This is a genomic window from Pseudomonas sp. GW821-FHT07F01 (assembly GCF_059418825.1).
In genome coordinates this window covers 307,339-329,166 of record NZ_JBWKQO010000004.1, presented here as the reverse complement: position 1 = coordinate 329,166, position 21,828 = coordinate 307,339, and the positions used below count along the sequence as shown (strand labels likewise).

General features: G+C 64.4%; 20 protein-coding genes. 7 read left to right on the top strand and 13 right to left on the bottom strand.

Features of this window, described 5'->3' with window-relative positions; translation table 11 throughout:
* Nucleotides 1-30: 30 nt before the first annotated feature.
* Complete coding sequence (bglX, locus tag AC07R1_RS15845) at nucleotides 31-2,322, top strand: beta-glucosidase BglX (RefSeq protein WP_053156707.1); 2,292 nt, start codon at nucleotides 31-33, stop codon at nucleotides 2,320-2,322.
* Between the two features lie 230 nt (nucleotides 2,323-2,552).
* Here bglX and AC07R1_RS15840 read toward each other — a convergent pair whose 3' ends face one another.
* The 10 genes from AC07R1_RS15840 to AC07R1_RS15795 all read right to left on the bottom strand — a co-directional run bounded on the left by AC07R1_RS15840 (nucleotide 2,553) and on the right by AC07R1_RS15795 (nucleotide 13,430).
* The gene (locus tag AC07R1_RS15840; protein WP_015634449.1) at nucleotides 2,553-3,710 is read right to left on the bottom strand and encodes a phospholipase D-like domain-containing protein; all 1,158 of its coding nucleotides are present in this window, start codon (nucleotides 3,708-3,710) and stop codon (nucleotides 2,553-2,555) included.
* A gap of 1 nt (nucleotide 3,711) precedes the next feature.
* Nucleotides 3,712-4,293, bottom strand: coding sequence for a YceI family protein (locus AC07R1_RS15835; protein ID WP_123397663.1), 582 nt, complete (start codon nucleotides 4,291-4,293; stop codon nucleotides 3,712-3,714).
* Between the two features lie 81 nt (nucleotides 4,294-4,374).
* Entirely contained in the window at nucleotides 4,375-5,682 is a 1,308-nt protein-coding gene (locus AC07R1_RS15830; protein ID WP_220223819.1) for an OprD family outer membrane porin, read from the bottom strand.
* A 183-nt stretch (nucleotides 5,683-5,865) separates the two neighbouring features.
* Nucleotides 5,866-6,633, bottom strand: a complete 768-nt coding sequence (locus tag AC07R1_RS15825; protein ID WP_015634445.1) for an IclR family transcriptional regulator — start codon at nucleotides 6,631-6,633, stop codon at nucleotides 5,866-5,868.
* An 80-nt stretch (nucleotides 6,634-6,713) separates the two neighbouring features.
* Nucleotides 6,714-8,177, bottom strand: coding sequence for an amidase (locus tag AC07R1_RS15820; protein ID WP_174394844.1), 1,464 nt, complete (start codon nucleotides 8,175-8,177; stop codon nucleotides 6,714-6,716).
* Complete coding sequence (locus AC07R1_RS15815) at nucleotides 8,174-9,484, bottom strand: MFS transporter (protein ID WP_015634443.1); 1,311 nt, start codon at nucleotides 9,482-9,484, stop codon at nucleotides 8,174-8,176. Before AC07R1_RS15815 ends, AC07R1_RS15820 begins: the two co-directional genes overlap by 4 nt.
* A gap of 101 nt (nucleotides 9,485-9,585) precedes the next feature.
* On the bottom strand, nucleotides 9,586-10,761 hold the full coding sequence (locus AC07R1_RS15810; RefSeq protein WP_015634442.1) for a M20 aminoacylase family protein: 1,176 nt from the start codon (nucleotides 10,759-10,761) through the stop codon (nucleotides 9,586-9,588).
* A gap of 171 nt (nucleotides 10,762-10,932) precedes the next feature.
* Entirely contained in the window at nucleotides 10,933-11,262 is a 330-nt protein-coding gene (locus AC07R1_RS15805) for a hypothetical protein (RefSeq protein ID WP_011059685.1), read from the bottom strand.
* Nucleotides 11,259-12,356, bottom strand: coding sequence for a serine hydrolase domain-containing protein (locus tag AC07R1_RS15800; protein WP_495110687.1), 1,098 nt, complete (start codon nucleotides 12,354-12,356; stop codon nucleotides 11,259-11,261). Before AC07R1_RS15800 ends, AC07R1_RS15805 begins: the two co-directional genes overlap by 4 nt.
* 195 nt (nucleotides 12,357-12,551) lie before the next feature.
* Nucleotides 12,552-13,430 (bottom strand): acyl-CoA dehydrogenase middle domain-containing protein, encoded by an 879-nt coding sequence (locus AC07R1_RS15795; protein ID WP_011059683.1) that lies wholly within the window; start codon nucleotides 13,428-13,430, stop codon nucleotides 12,552-12,554.
* Nucleotides 13,431-13,570: 140 nt separating this feature from the next.
* Here AC07R1_RS15795 and olsB point away from each other — a divergent pair, with 140 nt between their 5' ends.
* Nucleotides 13,571-14,326 (top strand): L-ornithine N(alpha)-acyltransferase, encoded by a 756-nt coding sequence (olsB, locus tag AC07R1_RS15790; RefSeq protein ID WP_011059682.1) that lies wholly within the window; start codon nucleotides 13,571-13,573, stop codon nucleotides 14,324-14,326.
* Nucleotides 14,326-15,120, top strand: a complete 795-nt coding sequence (locus AC07R1_RS15785) for a lysophospholipid acyltransferase family protein (RefSeq protein ID WP_495110686.1) — start codon at nucleotides 14,326-14,328, stop codon at nucleotides 15,118-15,120. The genes olsB and AC07R1_RS15785 overlap by 1 nt, the downstream gene beginning before the upstream one ends.
* Nucleotides 15,121-15,225: 105 nt before the next feature.
* On the opposite strand, the gene AC07R1_RS15780 is transcribed toward AC07R1_RS15785, so the two are convergent.
* Nucleotides 15,226-15,807 (bottom strand): ACP phosphodiesterase, encoded by a 582-nt coding sequence (locus AC07R1_RS15780; RefSeq protein ID WP_125063291.1) that lies wholly within the window; start codon nucleotides 15,805-15,807, stop codon nucleotides 15,226-15,228.
* Nucleotides 15,808-15,960: 153 nt separating this feature from the next.
* Here AC07R1_RS15780 and AC07R1_RS15775 point away from each other — a divergent pair, with 153 nt between their 5' ends.
* Genes AC07R1_RS15775 through AC07R1_RS15765 form a run of 3 tightly spaced genes read left to right on the top strand, consistent with a single transcriptional unit; the run spans nucleotide 15,961 to nucleotide 18,532 of the window.
* A complete protein-coding gene (locus tag AC07R1_RS15775; RefSeq protein ID WP_011059679.1) occupies nucleotides 15,961-16,263 on the top strand; it encodes an ArsR/SmtB family transcription factor in 303 nt (100 codons plus the stop codon).
* 18 nt (nucleotides 16,264-16,281) lie between these two features.
* Nucleotides 16,282-17,448, top strand: a complete 1,167-nt coding sequence (locus tag AC07R1_RS15770; protein ID WP_041116345.1) for an MFS transporter — start codon at nucleotides 16,282-16,284, stop codon at nucleotides 17,446-17,448.
* Nucleotides 17,449-17,482: 34 nt separating this feature from the next.
* Nucleotides 17,483-18,532 carry an alkene reductase gene (locus AC07R1_RS15765; protein WP_011059677.1) on the top strand — a complete coding sequence of 350 codons (1,050 nt, stop codon included), beginning with the start codon at nucleotides 17,483-17,485 and terminating at the stop codon, nucleotides 18,530-18,532.
* A 193-nt stretch (nucleotides 18,533-18,725) separates the two neighbouring features.
* Here AC07R1_RS15765 and AC07R1_RS15760 read toward each other — a convergent pair whose 3' ends face one another.
* Nucleotides 18,726-19,610 carry a DMT family transporter gene (locus AC07R1_RS15760; protein WP_103290486.1) on the bottom strand — a complete coding sequence of 295 codons (885 nt, stop codon included), beginning with the start codon at nucleotides 19,608-19,610 and terminating at the stop codon, nucleotides 18,726-18,728.
* A gap of 161 nt (nucleotides 19,611-19,771) precedes the next feature.
* Nucleotides 19,772-20,404 (bottom strand): efflux system transcriptional repressor EmhR, encoded by a 633-nt coding sequence (gene emhR / locus AC07R1_RS15755; protein ID WP_011059675.1) that lies wholly within the window; start codon nucleotides 20,402-20,404, stop codon nucleotides 19,772-19,774.
* A 265-nt stretch (nucleotides 20,405-20,669) separates the two neighbouring features.
* Between emhR and emhA the strand changes: the two genes are divergently transcribed.
* Entirely contained in the window at nucleotides 20,670-21,827 is a 1,158-nt protein-coding gene (gene emhA / locus AC07R1_RS15750) for an efflux RND transporter periplasmic adaptor subunit EmhA (RefSeq protein WP_015634435.1), read from the top strand.
* Nucleotide 21,828: the final 1 nt, after the last annotated feature.

The following is a 21,828-nucleotide window of genomic DNA, read 5'->3' as shown; positions in this document are numbered from 1 at the left end:
GTCGGTCTTGAGCCCTTGAGAACAATATTCATGAAGAAGCTGTGTTTGCTGGGCCTGCTGGTCAGCCTGGCCAGTCACCCTGTATTGGCCGAAACTGCCCCGGTCCCCCTGGAAAACAAAGAAGCCTTTATCAGCGACCTGCTCAAGCGCATGACCCTGGAAGAGAAGATCGGCCAGCTGCGGCTGATCAGCATCGGCCCGGAAATGCCCCGCGAGCTGATCCGCAAGGAAATTGCCGCGGGCAATATCGGCGGCACCTTCAACTCCATCACCCGCCCGGAAAACCGGCCGATGCAGGACGCGGCCATGCGCAGCCGGCTGAAGATCCCGATGTTCTTCGCCTACGACGTGATCCACGGCCACCGGACCATCTTCCCCATCAGCCTGGCCCTGGCCTCCAGCTGGGACATGGATGCCATCGGCCGCTCCGGGCGCATTGCCGCCAAGGAAGCCAGCGCCGACAGCCTGGACATCACTTTTGCACCGATGGTCGATATCTCCCGCGATCCGCGCTGGGGCCGTACCTCCGAAGGCTTTGGCGAAGACACCTACCTGGTCTCGCGCATCGCCAAGGTCATGGTCAAGGCCTACCAGGGCCAGAGCCCGGCCCTGCCGGACAGCATCATGGCCAGCGTCAAGCACTTCGCCCTGTATGGCGCGGTGGAAGGCGGTCGCGACTACAACATCGTCGACATGAGCCCGGTGAAGATGTACCAGGACTACCTGCCGCCCTACCGCGCGGCGATCGACGCCGGCGCCGGCGGGGTGATGGTGGCCCTGAACTCGATCAACGGCGTGCCCGCCACCTCCAACACCTGGCTGATGAACGACCTGCTGCGCAAGGAATGGGGCTTCAAGGGCCTGGCGGTGAGCGACCACGGGGCGATCATCGAACTGATCCGCCATGGCGTCGCCAAGGACGGACGTGAAGCGGCCAAACTGGCGATCAAGGCCGGCATCGACATGAGCATGAACGATTCGCTGTACGGCAAGGAGCTGCCGGGGCTGCTCAAGTCCGGCGAGATCGAACAGAAGGACATCGACAACGCCGTGCGTGAAGTGCTGGCCGCCAAGTACGACATGGGCCTGTTCAAGGACCCGTACGTGCGCATCGGCAAGGCCGAGGACGACCCCGCCGACACCAATGCAGAAAGCCGCCTGCACCGCAGCGACGCCCGGGATATCGCGCGACGCAGCCTGGTGCTGCTGAAGAACCAGAACGACACCCTGCCACTGCAGAAAACCGCGAAGATCGCCCTGGTGGGCCCGCTGGCCAAGGCGCCGATCGACATGATGGGCAGTTGGGCCGCCGCCGGGGTGCCGGCGCAATCGGTGACCCTCTACGACGGCATGCGCAATGTACTGGGAGACAAGGCCCAACTGGTGTACGCCCGGGGTTCCAACATCACCGCCGACAAGAAGGTGGTGGACTACCTGAACTTCCTCAACTTCGATGCCCCGGAAGTGGTGGACGACCCGCGCACGGCGCAGCAGATGATCGACGAAGCGGTGAAGGCCGCCCGGCAATCGGATGTGATCGTGGCCGCGGTGGGTGAATCCCGGGGCATGTCCCACGAATCCTCGAGCCGCACCGACCTGCACATTCCTGCCAGCCAGCGCGACCTGATCAAGGCCCTCAAGGCCACCGGCAAGCCACTGGTGCTGGTGCTGATGAATGGCCGGCCGCTGTCGCTGCTGGAAGAAAACCAGCAGGCCGATGCGATCCTGGAAACCTGGTTCAGCGGCACCGAAGGTGGCAACGCCATCGCCGACGTGCTGTTCGGCGACTACAACCCGTCGGGCAAGCTGCCGATCACCTTCCCCCGCTCCGTGGGGCAGATCCCCACCTACTACAACCACCTGACCATCGGCCGGCCGTTCACCCCGGGCAAGCCGGGCAACTACACCTCGCAGTACTTCGACGACACCACCGGCCCGCTGTTCCCGTTCGGCTATGGCCTGAGCTACACCAGCTTCAGCCTGTCGGACATGGCCCTGTCCTCCACCACCCTGAACAAGAGCGGCAAGCTCGACGCCAGCGTGACGGTGAAGAACACCGGCAAGCGTGACGGCGAAACCGTGGTGCAGCTGTACATCCAGGACGTGGCCGGCTCGATGATCCGACCGATCAAGGAATTGAAGAACTTCCAGAAAGTCATGCTCAAGGCCGGTGAAGAGAAAGCCATTCACTTCACCATCACCGAGGACGACCTGAAGTTCTACAACGCGCAGCTCAAGTACGCCGCAGAGCCGGGCGACTTCAATGTGCAGATCGGCCTGGATTCCCAGGACGTCAAGCAACAGAGCTTCGAACTGCTCTGAGCCTGCCAGCGGCCGGCGCAGGACCTGCGCCGGCCGACTCCTTCTGTAATCCCCACAATCGCTGCAATATCTGTCGCCGCTGCCGAGCCTGCGAGGCTGCGCAAAGGTCCGCAGGACCGTGCTTGTCGATCTCCCGCCAAACCTCCATCGGACTCACGACCGCCGCGACCGCTTCGCGATCGTTCGCAGCCTGCGGCAGCGGCTACAGCCTGCCGTGTCAGCCGCGTGAGTCAGCCGCGCCGATCCAGCAGGTTGACCACCAGACGGTCGACCCAACCCCAGATCCGCTGCTTGATCCGCCGCCACAGCGGTCGCTTGCGCCACACCGCCAGGCTGACTTCCTCGCTCTGGGCAAAGTCGGCGTCAAAACTCGCCACCACTGCCTGGGTCAACGCAGGGTCCAGGGCTTCCAGATTGGCTTCCAGGTTGAAGCGCAGGTTCCAGTGGTCGAAGTTGCACGAGCCCACGCTCACCCAGTCGTCCACCAGTGCCATCTTCAGGTGCAGGAAACGCGGCTGGTACTCGAAAATCCGCACCCCGGCCTTGAGCAGGCGCGGGTAGTAGCGGTGCCCGGCATAGCGCACCGCCGGGTGGTCGGTGCGCGGCCCGGTCAGCAGCAGGCGTACGTCGAGGCCTCGGGCCGCCGCCTTGCGCAACGAACGGCGCACCGACCAGGTGGGCAGAAAATACGGGGTCGCCAGCCAGATGCGCCGCTGCCCGCTGCTCAGGGCCCGGATCAGCGAATGCAGGATGTCGCGGTGCTGGCGGGCGTCGGCGTAGGCCACCCGGCCCATGCCCTCGCCGGTATCGGGCAGGCGCGGCAGGCGTGGCAGGCCGAAATCGGCACCGGGCTTCCAGGCCCCGCGATACAGGTTGGCGCTCCATTGCCGGTCGAACAGCTGCTGCCAGTCGCTGACCATGGGGCCGGCAATCTCCACCATCACCTCATGCCAGTCGCAGCTGTTGTCCTCGGGCTTCCAGAACTCATCGGTGACCCCGGTGCCGCCCACCACCGCCAGGGCCTGGTCCACCAGCAGCAGCTTGCGATGATCGCGGTACAGGTTGAGAAAGCCCTGGCGCCATTTCAGCCGGTTGTAGAAGCGCAGCTCGACACCGGCCTCGGTCAGGCTGCGGCGCAGGGCCTGGGTAAAGGCCAGGCTGCCGTAGTCGTCGAACAGGCAGCGCACACGCACCCCGCGCTGCGCTGCCTGCACCAGGGCCTGGACCATGGCCTCGGCGCAGGTCCCGGCTTCCACCAGGTACAGCTCCAGTTCCACCTGGTGCTGGGCGCGGGCAATGGCCACCAGCATCCGCGGGAAGAACTGCGGGCCGTCGATCAGCAACTCGAAGCGGTTGCCTTCGCGCCAGGGGAACACCGCTGCGCGCATGTCAGCGCGCCGTGAAGATCAGCACCGCACCCACCGGCACCGAGAAACTGATGGCCGACAACCCGGCCATCTTGCGCAGGTTGTCGAGGCCGGGGGCCAGGTTGAAGTCCTCGGCGTTGAGCACCAGAGGTTCCAGGGTCACCACCTGGAAGCGCCGGTCATCCAGGCGGGTGGCCAGCAATTCGGCGTTGTAGGTGTGTTCCTCGCCGTGCAGGGCGACGGTGACCGGCAGCAGCAATTCGATCTGTGCGCCGGGGGCCAGATCGTTGATCGGTCGCAGGTTGATCTGTGCACTGATCCGCGCCTCGGGAAACTGGGCGATCTGGAACAGTTCCTGGCGCATGCGCTCATCGCGCAAGGGAATCCCGCTGCTCACCGACTCCAGTTCGATCTGCAACTGCGCCTGGCCCTTGCCATCGACCTTGCCATGCAGCACCAGAAAGCGCTGGACCTCGGAAACACTGGCGTTCTTGGTGGTGACGAAGGACACGCGGGAAGATTCGTTGTCCAGGTACCAGTTGGCCTGGGCCGGCAGGGCCAGTACCCCGAGCAGGCTGAAAAGAAGGCGGATCGGCGTACGCATGCAAGCTCCCATGTACAGAAGGCGCCACCTTAACCGCCCGCCAGAAGGCTGGCAAACGTCACGGCAGGCGGCGCAGTAGAGCTAGAAGCGGTAGGTATAGTTCAGGTAGAAGCGTTCGGCGCTATGGCTGATGATGCCTGCCGGTCCTCTGGAGAGGCTCCGGCGCTGGATGCCGTCGGGCTCGCCGTGGGTACGAAAGCGCCCGTGCAGCCAGGCGACATCGAGCCCATCGAACCAGCCGTCGAAGGCATAGCGCAGCACGCTCTGAAATTCCCGGCGGGAAAAACCTGCGTAGCCTTTGGCGTGATTGGAGGCAGCGTAGTGCATATCCAACTTCAGCCGCGGCAAGCCGAAGTCGGCGAAATCCATGCCTCCCAGCAGCTTGAACATCTCCTCGTCCTGCAGGCCGAAGTAGTAGAACAGCTTGCCGCTGCTGTTCCAGGTGCCGTTGTCCTGGGCGAAGAAGGTGCGGTCATAGTCGTCACCCCAGACCTTGTTCCAGGTCAGCCCGGCGTAGTAGCGGCTGAACCGGTACTTGAACAGCAGATCCAGATGCCGAGCATCGTGAGAGCGCTCCGCCTCATACAGCCCGCGCACGCCGGAATACTCGAAGCGCTTGCCGGCATCCTGTTGGCGCCCCCAGATGGCATACACATCGATGCCGCGCTCGGGGGCCAGTTCGAAACTGTGGGTCAGTTTCACCGAGGACGCGCGCAGGTAGTCCCGGGCCACGCCGTGTTCAAGCTGCAGGTTGCTGCCACCAGGCAACACATGACCCAGGGCATAGAGCCGCAGGTCATCGATCCTCTGCCCTCGATAGTTGCGCAGGTCCTGGCTCCAGCCCGAGTCGTTGCGCGGGCTGAAACCGTCGATGCGGCTGAAGTTCAGGCTCAGCGCGCCACGCTCGTAGCTCAGGTCCTGGCCCAGGGTGGCCGCCGGCAGGATGCGCGAATAGCGATCGTCGCGGTAAAGCTGGTATTGCCGGCTTTTTTTCCCCACTCCGGCGCTGAAGGTTCCGGCTTCATCCACCCAGCGCCCACGCAGGTACAGTTCGAGTGGCTTGGCGATGCCATGGGGCTGCTGCACGCTGCGGTCGGCTCGCAGGTTGCTGATGTTGTTGGCGTCTCGCCCTACGTGCAAGGCATCGGCCAGGCCATAGCTGTAGTCGAGCCCCAGCACCTCGCGGTACCAGCCGGAACTGAAGCTGAACTGGGTGGCCTGTACCCATTCATCCCGGGTCGGACCGAACCCTCCCCCGTCGTTTTCCTTCCAGTAGGACTGGCTGTAACGCAAGGACCTGCGGCTGTCCTCGAAAAAGCCCTCGGCCAAGGCCCCACCGGCCACCAGACAACACAACAGCCCGCTCAGATAACGTTGCTCAGCCCGCATGAGATCACCTGTTCTTATTATTGGAATTGGCGTCATGGCCGCCGAAGGCGGACCAGGCTTCATTCTCGGAGCAGCGGGGCAAAGGGCAATGGGCACTGGTTCCGCAGAATGGAACCCGGTGTCTGAGGAGAGCGTTGTCCGGGCAGCACGATCAGGGCAGCCGGAATGCCCGAGCGGGAGGTTTCAGGCGATGTCTTTCTGCACCTGCTCGACGGTTTCCGCCAGTAGCCACAGGTGGCGGTTGCGCACCTGTTCGACACAGGCCAGGTCCCGCGGCCAGTGCAGGGCGATACTGCCGATCACCCGGCCTTCGGCCTGCAGCGGCAAGGCCACGGCGCGGATCAGGAACGGCAGGCGCACCGGGTATTCCCAGTGCCCTTCGGTGCGCTGGCCGAACCCCAGGTGCTGGGATTCCAGGCACTGTTGCCGGGCTTCGGCCGGCACCTGTTCCTGCTCGGCCAGACGCTCGACTTCTGCACTGGCCAGGGCCCCCAGGCAGGCCTTGCCCATGGCCGAATGAAACAGGCTGGCATGCTGGCCGACAATCCGGCTGTTGCTCGGATAGCGCTTGCGCAATACCTCGGGCACCGCACTTTCCAGGACCTCCAGGCTCTCGCCGTCGAAGCTCGACAGGTCGGTGACCAACCCGGTACGTGCACTCAATTCCAGCAACCAGGGCGCCGCCTGCTCCACCATCTGGCGCTTGAAGCGCTGCCGGCTGTCACCGAACAGGCTTCGGGCGCTCAGGCGGTAGCGCCGGTCACTCAGGCCTCGATAGATCCAGCCCTGTTCCTGCAGGGTCAGCAGCATGCGCGATACCGTGGCCTTGGCCAGGCCCGTCAGGTAGTGCAGCTCCTCCAGGCCCAGGGCCTGGTGCTGGCCGATCAGCTCGACAATGGCCAGGGCCCGCTCCACTGAGCGCACGCTGCCGGTTTCTACCTTGCTGGCCATAGTCCGAGCTCCCTGACTGAGGAAAAGGTTTTACCCAGCAAGATGCGGGCCTGCGGACCTTGGCGACCACACCCCTTTGATTACCGCAGGTTGCCCGGCGGCCGCTGCCGCACCCACTGCGTCAGCTGCTCATGGGCGTAAGCCAATTGCAGCACGGCGTGGTCGGCCTGGGCCGGACCGATGATCTGCAGCCCCATGGGCAAACCGGCCAGGTTGAAACCCACCGGAATGCTGATACTGGGCAAGCCGGCCAGGGTCGGGCCGATCACCACTTCCATCCAGCGGTGGTAAGTGTCCATTTCCTGCCCATCGATCTGCCGCGGCCAGGCTTGCCGTGCATCGAAAGGGAACACTTGGGCGGTGGGCAGCAGCAGGAAATCGTAACGCTCGAACAGGCGCTGCAACGCGCGATACCAGTCGCTGCGGCTCTGGGAAGCGCGATACACATCCGCCGCGCTCAGCTTCGCCGCGCCCTCCACTTCCCAGCACGCTTCCGGCTTGAGCCAGCGGCGCTTGTCCGGGTCGTCGTACAGCGCCCCCAGGGAGCCCTGGACCAGCCAGTGGCGGTGTACCAGCCAGCAATCCCAGAGCTGGGCCAGGGAAAAGTCCGGCTGGCAGCTTTCCACCTCGCAGCCCAGGCTGGCGAAATCCCCGAGGGCCTTTTCGCACAGGCCCAGTACGCCCTGCTCCATGGCCAGGTAGCCGTTGTAGTCCCCCAGCCAGCCCAGGCGCAGGCCCTTCACATTTCGTTGCAGCGCCGCCTCCGGTTGCGCCGATAGGTCCTTCAGCGATAGAGGCGCCCGGGCGTCAAACCCGGCCTGGGTACCCAACAGCCGCGCCACGTCGGCCACCGTGCGCCCCATGGGACCTTCGGTGGCCAACTGCTGCACGAACAGTTCCGGAGTCGGGCCGAACGGCACCCGGCCCTGGGAGGGGCGCATGCCGAACACGTTGTTGAAGGCTGCGGGGTTGCGCAACGAGCCCATCATGTCGCTGCCGTCGGCCACCGGCAGCATGCGCAGGGCCAGAGCCACCGCGGCGCCGCCGCTGCTGCCGCCGGCACACAGGGTGCTGTCGTAGGCGTTGCCCGTGGTGCCGAACAGCTGGTTGTAGGTATGGGAGCCCAGGCCGAACTCGGGCACGTTGCTCTTGCCGACGATGATCGCGCCACTGGCCCGGACCCGCGCCACGCTGATGGCATCCCCCTGGGGCACATGCTCGGCAAACAGCGGCGAACCCATGCTGGTGGTCATCCCGGCGGTGGCCGCCAGGTCCTTGATCGCCTGGGGCATGCCGTGCATCCAGCCCATGGACTGGCCCTGGGCCAACTGCCGGTCTCGCTCGTCGGCCTGCTCCAGCAGGGCCTCGGGGTCCCCCAGCGAGACCAGGGCATTGACCAGTGGATTGCAGCGCTCGATCTGCGCCAGGTAGGCCTGCATCACTTCGCGGCAGGACAGCTCGCGGGCATGGATGGCCCGGGACAGCGCCAGGGCATCCAGGTCGACAATCGACGCATTGATCGATGGTTCTGCGGGGTTGATCAAGACTCACCTCCCAGGGTCACGGCATCGGGTTTTTCGTCTCTGACCGCGTCATACATGCAGTAGGTACCCAGCAGGCTGAGGACCGAGGTCAGCAGGACATAGAAGGCTGGTGCCACCGGCGTGGCCATGACCTTGCTCAGCCAGGTCACGATCAACGGCGCAAAGCCACCGAACAGCATGACCGTGACGTTATACGCCACCGACACTCCGGTGGAACGCACCTCGATGGGAAACTGCTCGGCCAGCGCCGTGGGGCCGGGGCCGAAGAAACCGCCGATGGCCCCGCACAGCAGCATCTGCATCACCAGCAGGCGCTCGATGGACGGCGCCGCAGCGACCCACACATACAAGGGATAGACCATGACAAAAAACGCCAGGGTGAACGCCATCAGCACTGGACGTCGCCCAATGCGATCCGACAAGGCCCCGGCAAAGGGAATCACCAGGGTCATCAGGGCCACGGCGAACATCTGCACCAACAGCACCTGATCCAGGGGCAGGCCGAGGTTGGTGTGGGCAAAGGTCGGCATGTTCACCAGCACCACATAAAAGGACACGGTGCCCCCGCAGCACATGCACATGGACACCAGGATCGCTCGGCGATAGGCCGATACCACCTGCCACAACCCGGGCCCTTTGCCACGCACCTGCTTGCGTGCCTCGACAAAGGCTTGCGGCTCTTCCATGTACTTGCGGATCCACAGCCCCACCGGACCGATCAGCAGGCCGATCACGAATGGCAGGCGCCAGCCCCAGAGTTCCAGGGTCTGGGGCGAAAAGAAATGGGTCACCGCCGCCACCATCGCCGCCCCGCTGAATACCGCCAGGCACTGCCCCACCAACTGCCAGGAGCCGTAAAGGCCCTTGCGGTGGGGCGGCGCACTCTCCACCAGGTAGGCCGTGGCGCTGGCGTACTCGCCACCGGTGGCAAAGCCCTGGAGCATGCGTGCCACCACGATCAGCAGCGGCGCTCCGATACCGATGGCCGCATAGTTGGGGGCGAACACGATCATCGCGATGGCCAGGGTCATCAGTTGGATGATCACCAGCATCGCCGCCTTGCGGCCCCTGCGATCGGAATAGATCCCCAGCAGCACACCGCCCACCGGGCGCATGAAGAAACCCACGCCGAAGGTGGCCAGGGCCATCAGCAGCGAGGTGTATTCGTCTTCCGCGGGAAAGAACTGGCGAGCGATGAAGCTGGCGAGAAAGCCGTAGACGATGAAGTCGTACCATTCCAGGGCGTTGCCGACCACGGCGGCAACCACCTGCCGGGTCCTGGAAACAGAGGGAGTCGAGACGCTCATGGGATGTTCCTTGGAGACTTTTGAGCCTTCTGGCGGGCTCGCTAAAGTGCCGGGCGCCTACAACACGCCCGGGGCAGTCAGGGACACAGGAACAGGAAGGGTCAGGACGGTTTGAGCCAGCTTTCCGCCAGGGCACCCCAATAGGCCGCGCCGGTGAGGAGGATGTCGTCGTTGAAGTCGTAACCCGGGTTATGCACCATCGGCTGGGCCACGCCGTTGCCGATGAACAGGTAGCTGCCCGGGCAGCGCTGCAGCATCCAGCCGAAGTCTTCGCTGCCCATCAGCTTCGGCGTATTGCCGTTGACCGCCTCGGCCCCCACCAGCTCGACACCGATCTTGCGGGCGAACTCGGTTTCCTCCGGGCTGTTGACCAGCACCGGATAGGCCGGGCGATGCTCGATGCTGACCGAGCAACCGAAACTCTCGGCCTGGCTGCGGATAATGGCCTTGACCCGCTCCAGCATCTGCTCGCGCACCGGTGCGTTGAGGGCCCGCAGGCTCAGGCGCAGCAGGGCCTGCTGGGGAATGACGTTGGCCGCCTCGCCCGCTTGCAGGGCCCCGACGGTGACCACCGCGGCTTCCTGGGCATCGATGTTGCGCGCTACCACTGTCTGCAAGGCCATGACCATGCTCGCCGCTGCCACCAGCGGGTCTACCGTCAGGTGCGGCATGGAGCCATGGCCGCCGACGCCTTCGACTATCACGTTGAGCAGGTCCTGGGAGGCCATCATCGGCCCCTCGCGAAAGCCCAGGTGCCCGGCCGGCAGCCCCGGCATGTTGTGCAGGCCAAACAGGGCATCACAGGGGAAACGCTCCAGCAGGCCGTCGGCAAGCATGGCCTCGGCGCCACCCTGGCCCTCCTCCGCCGGCTGGAAGATCAGGTTCAGGGTGCCGTCGAACTGCCGGGTGGCCGCCAGGTAACGGGCCGCCCCGAGAAGTAGGGTGGTGTGGCCGTCATGCCCGCAGGCGTGCATGCAACCGCTGTAGCGGCTGCTGTAGGGCACCCCGGTGTTCTCGATGATCGGCAGGGCGTCCATGTCGGCCCGCAGGCCCAGGGTGCGGGGGCTGCTGCCGTTGCGCAGCACCCCTACGACGCCGGTCCGGCCCACGCCGGTGTGCACTTCATAACCCCACTCTTCAAGGCTGCGGGCCACCAGCGCCGCGGTGCGGTTTTCCTCGAAACCCAGCTCGGGGTGGGCGTGAATGTCCTGGCGGATGGCCCGCAGGTCGCTGGCGACATCGTTGAGCCAGGCAAGAATGTGCTGGTGTCGGGTCATGGCGTATCTCCTCTGGGCCGGGTGGGTTCCCGTTCTTTTTTTCGGAGCGCTGCACGAGGGCCAGGGCGTGCTCGAAGCTCTGCGTCAGATAACCGCGAGCCGGGGCACAGGACAATCAAATGTGGTTCCACTGGATGGAACACAAAGCTGCCGCCATCGTTTCGACCCCGGTCAGGGGTCCAGGCGGCAACCTTCACGGGCACTGCGCCAGACCGCGCTATGGGTGCGCCCCAGCGCGCTGGCGGTGACACGACGGGGCTGCGGCTCATCGAGAAAAGCGCTGGTGGGCAGGTACTGGCGCACGTAGGCGCGGCAGTAGTCGGCAGGTTGTTGCATGACGTAACGGCAGGAGCAGTACTCCTTGGCGGTGTAGGCCCCGAGGATGTCCGGGAAGGCCTGCAACGCCACCCGCTGCTGCCAGCCCCAGCCCAGCAGCAGGAGCAGCCCGAGCGCCAGCAGGCTGAGCAGCGGACGCCGACGGATCAAGGGCCAGGGCTTCATGGCTGCTCCGGCGTGGCGAAGGCGGCCAGCACCCGCTTGAGCAGTTCATTGTGCTGGTAGCTGCCGTCACGGTCGTCGCCATAGCGCACGATCACCAGGCGCTGCGCCGGCAGCACATACAGCGCCTGGCCCCAGTGTCCCAGCGCGGCGTAGGTATCGGCGGGGGCATCCGGCCAGGGCCGTGGCGCCCCGTCCACCTCGCGGTTGAGCCACCAGTGCCCGCCCGCCACGGCCACGTCCTGGTTGGCCCGATAGCCACGAAAGGGCGTGCGGCAGAATTCGACCCAGGTCTTGGGCAGCAATTGCCGGTCGCGCCAACGGCCATCGCGCTGCATCAGCAGGCCAATGCGAGCCAGATCGCGGGCCGTCAGGTAGAGGTACGAGGAGGCGACGAAAGTGCCAGCAGCATCCCGCTCCCACACCGCCTGGGTGATGCCCAGGGGTTCGAACAGGGCACGCCAGGGATAGTCCGCATACTGCCCCTCCCCCACCATGCCCCGCAGGCTGGCCGCCAGCAGGTTGCTGTCGCCGCTGGAATAGCGAAACACCTGGCCCGGCGGGCCGGAGGCGGTCTGTTGCGCGGTGAAGGCGGCCATGTCCCGGTGCCCGCGGGTGTAGAGCATGGCCACCACCGAAGAGTTGAGAGGGGCGTATTCATAGTCTTCCTGCCAATCCAGGCCCGAGGCCCAGTGCAGCAGGTCCGCCAGGGTGATGTCGGGATGGGCCTCGAGCGGCGGGTAGAACTTCGCCGCCGGGTCCTGCAACTGGAACCGCCCCTCGCCAAAGGCCACCCCCAGCAGCACCGCCAGCAGGCTCTTGCTGGCAGACCAGGCGAGATGGGGCGTCTGTGGCCCGGTTGCCCCGGCGTAGCGCTCGTAGAGCAGTCGACCGTCGCGGATCACCAACAAGGCGTCGGTGCGAATGCCCTGGCGGGACTCATCGTCCCGGGGCACAAAGGCGTATTCCTCCAGGGCCTGCAGCGCCGGGCCGCTGGCTGGCGTGCCCTGGCTCCATTGCAGCGCCGGCCACTCCTCGGCCCGGGCCGGCAGGCTGAGTAATAGAAGCAGGGCCAGCAGCAACCAAGCTTTGGGCATGAAGGACACTCGAGAGCCGTCTGGGGCCGAGCCTATTGCGGGCACATGACCGTTTCGCGACAACCTTCGCCGGCAAGCCGGCTCCTACAGGGTTGGGCGAATATTCGATAGGGCGCGAGAACCGCTTCTTGTAGGAGCTGGCTTGCCAGCGAATGCGGTTTCGGAGACTGCACACTCCTCGCGGCAAGCCGGCTCCTACAGGGAGGCCAGGGCCTTGGCCAGGCGCTGTGCGCGAGCGCTGGCGGCGAGGTCCAGCAGGGCCTGGTCGCGGGTCCATTGCTCGCGCCAGAGCTGTGGCCCCTGGGCGAAGGCAATGCCGATCTCGGGTTTCAGCGCCTCGAACTGCACGAACAGGCCCGCCAGCAGAATGTGCCCGCTGCTCAGCGCCGGGTTCTGCCGGCTGGCTTCGGCACAGCCGGCCAGCAAGCCCAGCAGTTGCAACTGCAAAGGCTGCGGCCAGCCGCTGTCCTGCCCCACGCCATACAGCCAGGCCAGCATGGCGCTCAGGACATAGATGTCTTCCAGGGTGCGGAACGGCTTGACGTAGGCATCCCAGCCGTCGCCGGCCAGCAACTCGCAGGCGGCGTTGTCCAGCTCCAGGCAGCCGTGGCTGATCTCCGGCATCAAGGCAATGGCGGGCAGGGTCTGGACCTTGACCCCGGGCTCGCCGGGATAGACCACCGTCAGGCGCAGGGCTGCGCGCTCCCCCGGGGCTTCGCAGCGAGCCGCCACCAGCAGCCAGTCGGCGGCATCTCCGGCGGTGACGAAATCCTTGCGCCCGTGCAGGCGCAGATCCTCCAGGCGGGTCTGCATGTCCGCCGGGCGCAGGCTGCGGCGTTCGGTCGCGCACAAAGCCCCCAGACTGGACGGCGCGCTGGGCCACAACATGCGCAATGCCGCCTGGTAGCCCACCAGGAAGGCCAGCCCCGGGGTGGCCATCAAGCGCCCGCCGCGCACCGCCAGTTCGAAGGGCGTGACGTTGCCCAGGTGCGCCAGCAAAGCCCCGTAGCCCTCGGCCAGGTCGGGGTTGGCGGGCAATCGTTCACGGCTCTCGAGCAGGGCTTGCCAGGGCATTCGAAGGTCCTCAGGGGCTGTCATATAAGCATCACCAAAGCTTCATGGCGATGACACCGGGGCTACATAGCCTGACTTTGCACAACAAAGTCGATTGGCTGCAACCCAAGGCGGGTCAGTAGCCCGCACGGAGATTCACGATGACTCAGATCGCCCGCATCAGCGACACCGGCACTGAACGCCGCCTGCAAGCCGAACGCCTGATCGGCGCGAAGGCTCTGCAAGAAGCCCAGGCCCTGCGTTTCAACGTCTTCAGTGGCGAGTTCAACGCCAAGCTCAAGGGCGCGGAACTGGGTCTGGACATGGATGACTATGACGTTCATTGCAGCCACATCGGTGTGCGCGACCTGAACACCGGGCGCCTGGTGGCCACCACCCGCCTGCTGGACCACCAGGCCGCCAACAGCCTGGGGCGTTTCTACAGCGAAGAAGAGTTCAGCCTGCACGGCCTGGTGCAGCTCAAGGGGCCGATCCTGGAGATCGGCCGCACCTGCGTCGACCCGGCCTACCGCAACGGCGGCACCATCGCCGTGCTCTGGGGCGAACTGGCGGAAGTGCTCAATCAGGGTGGCTACAGCTACCTGATGGGTTGCGCCAGCATCCCCATGCAGGACGGCGGCGTGCAGGCCCAGGCGATCATGCAGCGCCTGCGCGAGCGCTACCTGTGTACCGAGCACCTGCGGGCCGAGCCGAAGAACCCGCTGCCGAGCCTGGATATTCCGTCCAATGTGATCGCCGAGATGCCGCCCCTGCTCAAGGCCTACATGCGCCTGGGCGCGAAGATCTGCGGCGAGCCGTGCTGGGACGAGGATTTCCAGGTCGCCGATGTGTTCATCCTGCTCAAGCGCGACGAGCTGTGCCCGCGCTACGCCCGGCACTTCAAGGCGGCGGTCTGATGCGCCGGCTGCGGGTCTACGGGCGCATCGCCCGAGTACTGCTGGTGGTGGCGCTGGGCCTGAGCATGGCCAGTATCTTCGGTTTGCTGGAACGCTTGGGGGTCGCCAACTCCATGGTCCGGCGCCAGCGCTGGTCGCGCTTCTTCATGGCACGCTTGAGCAATGCCCTGCCCTTTCAGGTCTCGGTGCATGGCGAGCTGCCCCGCCAACCGATGCTCTGGATCAGCAACCATGTGTCCTGGACCGATATCCCGCTGCTGGGCATGCTGACGCCGCTGTCCTTCCTGTCCAAGGCCGAAGTGCGCACCTGGCCGGTGGCCGGCTGGCTGGCCGCCAAGGCCGGCAGCCTGTTCATCCGCCGCGGCGCCGGTGACAGCCAGTTGATCCGCAAGCAGATGACCAGGCATTTGCAGGAGCAGCACCCACTGCTGCTGTTCCCCGAAGGCACCACCACCGATGGCCGTGGCCTGCGCACCTTCCACGGGCGCTTGCTGGCCAGCGCCATCGATGCCGACGTCTGCCTGCAACCAGTGGCGATCCGTTACCTGCGCGACGGCCGGATCGATACCCTGGCGCCCTTCATCGGCGACGACGATCTGCTCTCGCACCTGATGCGCCTGTTCGCCAATGACCGGGGCCAGGTGGAGATCCACCTGCTCAAGCCGATTGCCTGCCAGGGCCAGGAACGTGCGGCGCTGGCCTTCCAGGCCCAGCAAGCAGTGCAGAAGGCGCTGTTCGGTGATGTCATGCTGCCCGCCGAACCACGCCGCAACGGCGAACTGGTCGCGGCCTGAAACTCTCTGCAGGAGCCGGCTTGCCGGCGAAAAGGCCCTTGAAACCTGCGTCGGTCATGAGAGCACCTTCGCTGGCAAGCCAGCTCCTACAACAGCCATCGTGAGTCAGGGCAATTGGATGTGCTGCGCGGCGAATGCCTGCAATTGCGGGTAGAAAGCGCGGAAGTCTTCGCTCAACGGTTCATACAGCCGTTCCAGCTCGACCATCGCCGCGGTCAGCTCCTCTGGCCGTGACAGGCGCCGGGCAATCCCCCGCAACACTTGCTCCAGCACCGCGAACTCGCGATAGGAACCCAGCCAGTCATCCGCCGCCATGTAAGGCGCAATCTGCGCCAGCCGCTCCGGCAACTGCGGCTCGGCCGCCAGCACCCGGTACACCTCGGCGGTGAACAGCGGCAGGGGCCGGTCGGCGTAATGCTGCCAGTCCCGGGCCAGGCAATGGTCGAAGAACACGTCGATGACGATGCCGGCGTAACGCCTTCGCGTCAGGGAGAAACGCGACAGCGCCGCCACCACCAGCGGGTGACTGTCGGTGTAGGTATCGATGCGCCGATGCAGCTGGATCGCCGCCTCGACCTCGGGCGAAAACTGCCCTTGCAGGCGTCCCTTGACGAAATCGCCATACAGGCTGCCGAGTAATTGACCCGGGCGCTGGCCGCCAAGGTGCAGATGTGCGAGATAATTCATGGACGCAGCTTAGCACTGCAACCGACATATCGTTATAACCCGATATACCGATAAGTAATGATTTAAGACCAAAATCATATTGGTATATCGCGAAATAACGATTTAAATTTCGCTTCATCGCGATACAACGTTTCACAAAAAACGAGCACCGCCATGTCCCTCGACCTCGACGAAATAATAAAAGCCCTGGCACATCCGGTTCGCAGGGAAATCCTGCACTGGCTGAAAGACCCGACTGTCGAATTTCCCGATCAGGCTCACAGCAATGAGCACGGCGTCTGCGCCGGGCAGATCGACCAACGCTGCGGCCTGTCGCAGTCGACCGTGTCCGCCCACCTCGCCACCTTGCAACGCGCAGGCCTGATCAGCAGCCGGAAAGTCGGCCAATGGCATTTTTTCAAACGCAACGAGGAAACCATCCAGCAGTTCCTCACGCAAATGAGCCAACAGCTCTGACCTGACAAGGACCCGACAATGCCCCTTTCGCTTCTCATCCTGGCCTTGAGTGCCTTCGCCATCGGTACCACCGAGTTCGTCATCATGGGCCTGCTGCCCGATGTGGCGGCGGACCTCGGGGTGTCGATTCCCGGCGCCGGCTGGCTGGTCACCGGCTACGCCCTTGGGGTGGCCATCGGCGCGCCCTTCATGGCCCTGGCCACTGCCCGCCTGCCCCGCAAGGCAGCCCTGGTGGCGCTGATGGGAATCTTCATTGTCGGCAACCTGCTGTGTGCACTGGCCAGTGATTACAACGTGCTGATGTTTGCCCGGGTGATCACCGCGCTGTGCCACGGTGCCTTCTTTGGTATCGGTTCAGTGGTGGCCGCCGGCCTGGTGCCCGCCAACAAGCGCGCTTCGGCCGTGGCCCTGATGTTCACCGGCCTGACCCTGGCCAACGTCCTTGGCGTGCCCCTGGGCACCGCCCTGGGCCAGGCCGCCGGCTGGCGCTCGACCTTCTGGGTGGTGACGGTGATCGGCGTAGTGGCGCTGATCGGCCTGCTGCGCTTCCTGCCGGCCAAGCGCGACGAGGAAAAACTCGACATGCGTGCAGAGCTGGCGGCCCTCAAGGGCGCGGGTATCTGGCTGTCCCTGAGCATGACCGCGCTGTTCGCCGCATCGATGTTCACCCTCTTCACCTACGTTGCACCGCTGCTCGGTGATGTCACCGGTGTCTCGCCCAAGGGCGTGACCTGGACCCTGCTGCTGATCGGCCTGGGCCTGACCCTGGGCAACATCATCGGCGGCAAACTGGCGGACAAGCGCCTGGGCGCCACCCTGATCGGCGTGTTCGCGGCCATGGCCGTGGTCTCCACCGTACTGACCTGGACCAGCGTGGCGCTGATCCCCACCGAGATCACCCTGTTCCTCTGGGCCACCGCTTCGTTTGCCGCAGTGCCGGCGTTGCAGGTCAACGTAGTGACCTTCGGCAAGGCCGCACCGAACCTGGTTTCGACCCTGAACATCGGCGCCTTCAACATCGGCAATGCCCTGGGTGCCTGGGTCGGCGGCAGCGTCATCGCCCACGGCTTCGGCCTGACCAGCGTGCCGTTGGCAGCAGCGGCCCTGGCAATCCTGGCCCTGCTGGTGACGCTGATTACCTTTCGCCAGGGCGGCAATGCCGAACTGGCTCCTGCAACCCACTGATCCTCTCCCTATCCCTTAAAGAAGGCTGCATTCCATGACGACTCTCTTTGATCCGATCAAACTCGGCGATCTCGAACTGTCCAACCGCATCATCATGGCACCGCTGACCCGCTGCCGCGCCGATGCCGGCCGCGTACCCAACGCGCTGATGGCCGAGTACTACGTACAACGGGCTTCCGCCGGCCTGATCCTCAGCGAGGCCACCTCGGTGACCCCCATGGGCGTGGGCTACCCGGACACCCCCGGCATCTGGTCCAACGACCAGGTGCGTGGCTGGGCCAATGTGACCAAGGCAGTACACGGCGCCGGCGGCAAGATCTTCCTGCAGCTGTGGCACGTCGGACGCATCTCCCACCCGTCCTATCTGAACGGCGAAACCCCGGTGGCACCCAGCGCCCTGCAGCCCAAGGGGCATGTCAGCCTGGTGCGCCCACTGGCCGACTTCCCAACTCCGCGGGCCCTGGAAACCGCTGAAATCGCCGACATCGTCGACGCCTACCGGGTCGGCGCGGAAAACGCCAAGGCCGCCGGTTTCGACGGCGTGGAAATCCACGGCGCCAACGGCTACCTGCTGGACCAGTTCCTGCAAAGCAGCACCAACCAGCGTACCGACCAGTACGGCGGCTCCCTGGAAAACCGTGCCCGCCTGCTGCTGGAAGTCACCGACGCGGCCATCGAGATCTGGGGTGCCGGCCGGGTAGGCGTGCACCTGGCACCACGTGCCGATTCCCATGACATGGGTGATGCCAACCTGGCGGAGACCTTCACCTACGTCGCTCGGGAGCTGGGCAAACGCGGTATCGCCTTTATCTGCTCCCGGGAGAAAGAAGGCGCCGACAGCCTGGGCCCGCAGCTCAAAGAAGCCTTCGGCGGCCCCTACATCGCCAACGAACGCTTCACCAAGGACAGCGCCAACGCCTGGCTGGCCGCTGGCAAGGCTGACGCCGTGGCCTTTGGTGTGCCCTTCATCGCCAACCCGGACCTGCCAGCCCGCCTGAAGGCCGATGCGCCGTTGAACGAAGCGCACCCGGAAACCTTCTACGGCAAGGGCCCGGTCGGCTATATCGACTACCCGACTCTGTAAGCCTGCATCGCTCGATAAAAAGCCCCGACTCTCGCGAGCCGGGGCTTTTTCATGGCCTGCACATTCGTTGTAGCCGCTGCCGCAGGCTCGGGCCGCGTACGCACGGTCGTCCCGAAGGGGCGCGATCATCTCAAGTTCGATGAAGGTCCTGCGGACCTTGTCGCGGACTGCGGCAGGGGCTACAGAAAGCCATTCAGCGTTTGCGCTGGGCCCAGGCCACCGCCAGGCCGCTGAGGCAGATGACCGCGATACCGACCAGGGCGTACTGGTCCGGGGTATGGTCGAAGATCAGGTAGCCAAAGAGCCCGGCGAAAAGAATCTGCCCATAGCTGAAAGGCGCCAGCATCGCCGGCGCGGCATGGCGGAACGCCTGGGTCAGCAACATGTGGCCGAGCATGCCGCAGGTGCCCAGGCCGATCATGAACAGCCCATGAACCAACGTCGGCGTGCTCCAGAAGAACGGCAGCAGCGCGCTCATGATCAGGCTGTTGAGGATCCCGGTGAGAAAGTTGCTAGTGGTCGGGCTGTCGACACCACTGAGCTTGCGGGTCAGCAACTGGTAGAAGCCGAAGCACAGCGCCGACCCCAGCGGCAGCAGGATTGCCGGCGTGAACAACGCGCCCCCGGGACGCACCACAATCAGCACCCCGACGAACCCCGCCAGCACTGCCAGCCACTGGGCGCGACTGACCCGCTCCCCCAGAAACGGCACCGACAGGGCAGTCACCAGCAAGGGCGCCAGGAAGTTGACCGCGGTCGCTTCTGCCAGGGGGATATAGCGCAGGCCGGTGGTGAACAGCAGGCTGGTGCCGATCAGGCACAGGGCCCGCAGCAATTGCAGCCCGGGGTGCTTGGTGCGCACCACCGCAGAGAAACCACTGCGCGGCACGAAGACCACCAGCATCAACAGGGTGTGCACCACATAGCGGGCCCAGACCACCATGACGATGGGATAAAAAGCCGACAGGTATTTGGATAACGTGTCGTGGCTGGCAAACAACAGGACCGCCAGGCAGATCAGGGCGATCCCCTTGATGGGGTGTTCCGCGCCGTTGAACGGTGAAGGGCTCACACTCATTCACACACCCGCAACAAAATCCCTACAAAATACGTAGCTCGCTATCTATCAACCTGCAGCAAGCCCGTATATAAAAGCACCCCATTGTGAAGTGCGACCCCGGGTATGAACGTCCCTCGCCTTAAATGTTGACACAACCGGACTCAATTACGCATTTTGTCTTAATGACGGAGGTTGGGGCTCAAGCGCAGCATATCCAGCCCGATGTCGATCCAGCGCTCTGCTTCGGTGTGCAGGGCGAAGCTGTCAGGGGCCAGCAACCACTGGTAGAGAATGCCATCGATGAACGCATGCAACGTGATAGCTGCCCGCGCCGCATCGAGATTCTCGGGCAATTGCCCACGATTCACTGCATTACGCAACGCCAGCTCGATGTGTACGTTGCAGTCCAAGCTGGCAGCGCGACGCTGGCGGCGCAGGTCGCACATTTCGTCGGTGAACTCGCACTTGTGAAACAGGATTTCATTGATGCGTCGGGTTTTCGGGTCCAGGGCAACTTGATGAAACAAATGAATGAGCAGCTTGCGCATGCAGCCCAACGGGTCCATTTCATCTACATTCTCACTGGCCGCGGCCATTTCATCCAAAGGTTCACGCAGGCTGTCGAGCATGGCCTGCACCAGATCGGCCTTGTTGCTGAAGTGCCAATAGATGGCACCTCGCGTGACTCCCGCCAGCGCCGCGATGTCGGCCAGGGTGGTACGCGCCACGCCACGCTCGTAAAAGGCCTTTTCGGCGGCCTCGAGTATCTGGCTGCGAGTTTCTTGAGCTTCCTCTTTGGTACGACGGACCATGGCAGTAAAACCTCGATCAGGATCTTTCAGCGATGCGTGAAGACCTTCTGAATAAATATGGAACGGCATCTCGAGTGCCGTTTGCCCAGCCTACAATTCAACACCTACAGGGGCTTTTGTAACCGGATGGGTACGCCGCAGGGGTATTTACAAACAACCATGAACGTAAGTATATTCCTTAGCAAGCTACTTATCCACTCAGCCAAGCATTTTTACCCTTCCACTTTTCTTGTGCGCATCTTGCGTGCCTGACCCGAGGATTTTCATGCAACTCAAGCCAGCTGTTACCGCTCTGGTCACTGCCGTCGCCCTGGCATCGCTGCTCAGCGGATGTAAAAAGGAAGAGGCGGCACCTGCCCCTCAAGCCCCTCAGGTCGGCGTCGTTACCCTGCAACCACAAGCCTTTACCTTGACTTCCGAACTCCCGGGCCGGACCACTGCGTTCCGCATCGCCGAAGTTCGCCCACAGGTAAACGGGATCATTCTCAAGCGTCTGTTCAAAGAAGGTGGAGACGTCAAGGAAGGTCAGCAGCTTTATCAGATCGATCCATCGGTCTATGAGGCAACGCTGAAGAGTGCCGAGGCTAATCTGCAATCGACCAAGTCGATTTCTGATCGCTACAAGCAACTGGTCAACGAGCAGGCCGTAAGCCGCCAGGAATACGACACTGCCGTGGCCAACCGCCTGCAGTCGGAAGCCTCGCTGCAAAGCGCCCAGATCAACCTGCGCTACACCAAAGTGCTGTCGCCACTGACCGGCCGAATCGGCCGTTCCTCGGTGACCGAAGGCGCCCTGGTGAGCAATGGCCAGGCCGATGCCATGGCCGTGATCCAGCAGCTGGACCCAATCTACGTCGACGTTACCCAGTCCTCGGTGGAACTGCTGGAACTGCGTCGCGAACTGGAAAGCGGCCGCCTGCAGAAAGTCGGCGACAATGCCGCCAAGGTCAAACTGACCCTGGAAGACGGCAGCCAGTACAAGCTCGACGGCAAGCTGGAATTCTCCGAAGTCTCGGTGGACGAAACCACCGGCTCGGTGACCCTGCGCGCAGTGTTCCCGAACCCTGAGCACACCCTGCTGCCTGGCATGTTCGTCCACGCCCAGCTGCAAGCCGGGGTGAACAGCGCGGCGATCCTGGCTCCCCAGCAAGGCGTGACGCGCGACCTGAAAGGCACCCCGACCGCCCTGGTGGTTGGCCCGGATAACAAGGTCGAGCTGCGTCAACTCAAGGCCAGCCGCACGGTCGGCAGCCAGTGGTTGGTGGAAGATGGGCTGAAAGCCGGCGATCGCCTGATCACCGAAGGCCTGCAGTTCGTCAAGCCGGGCATTGAAGTCAAGGCCAGCGAAGCAACCAACGTTCCAGCGAAGAACCCGGCCCCTGCACAGGCAACTGACAAAGCTGCAGGCGGCAAAGGGGAGTAAA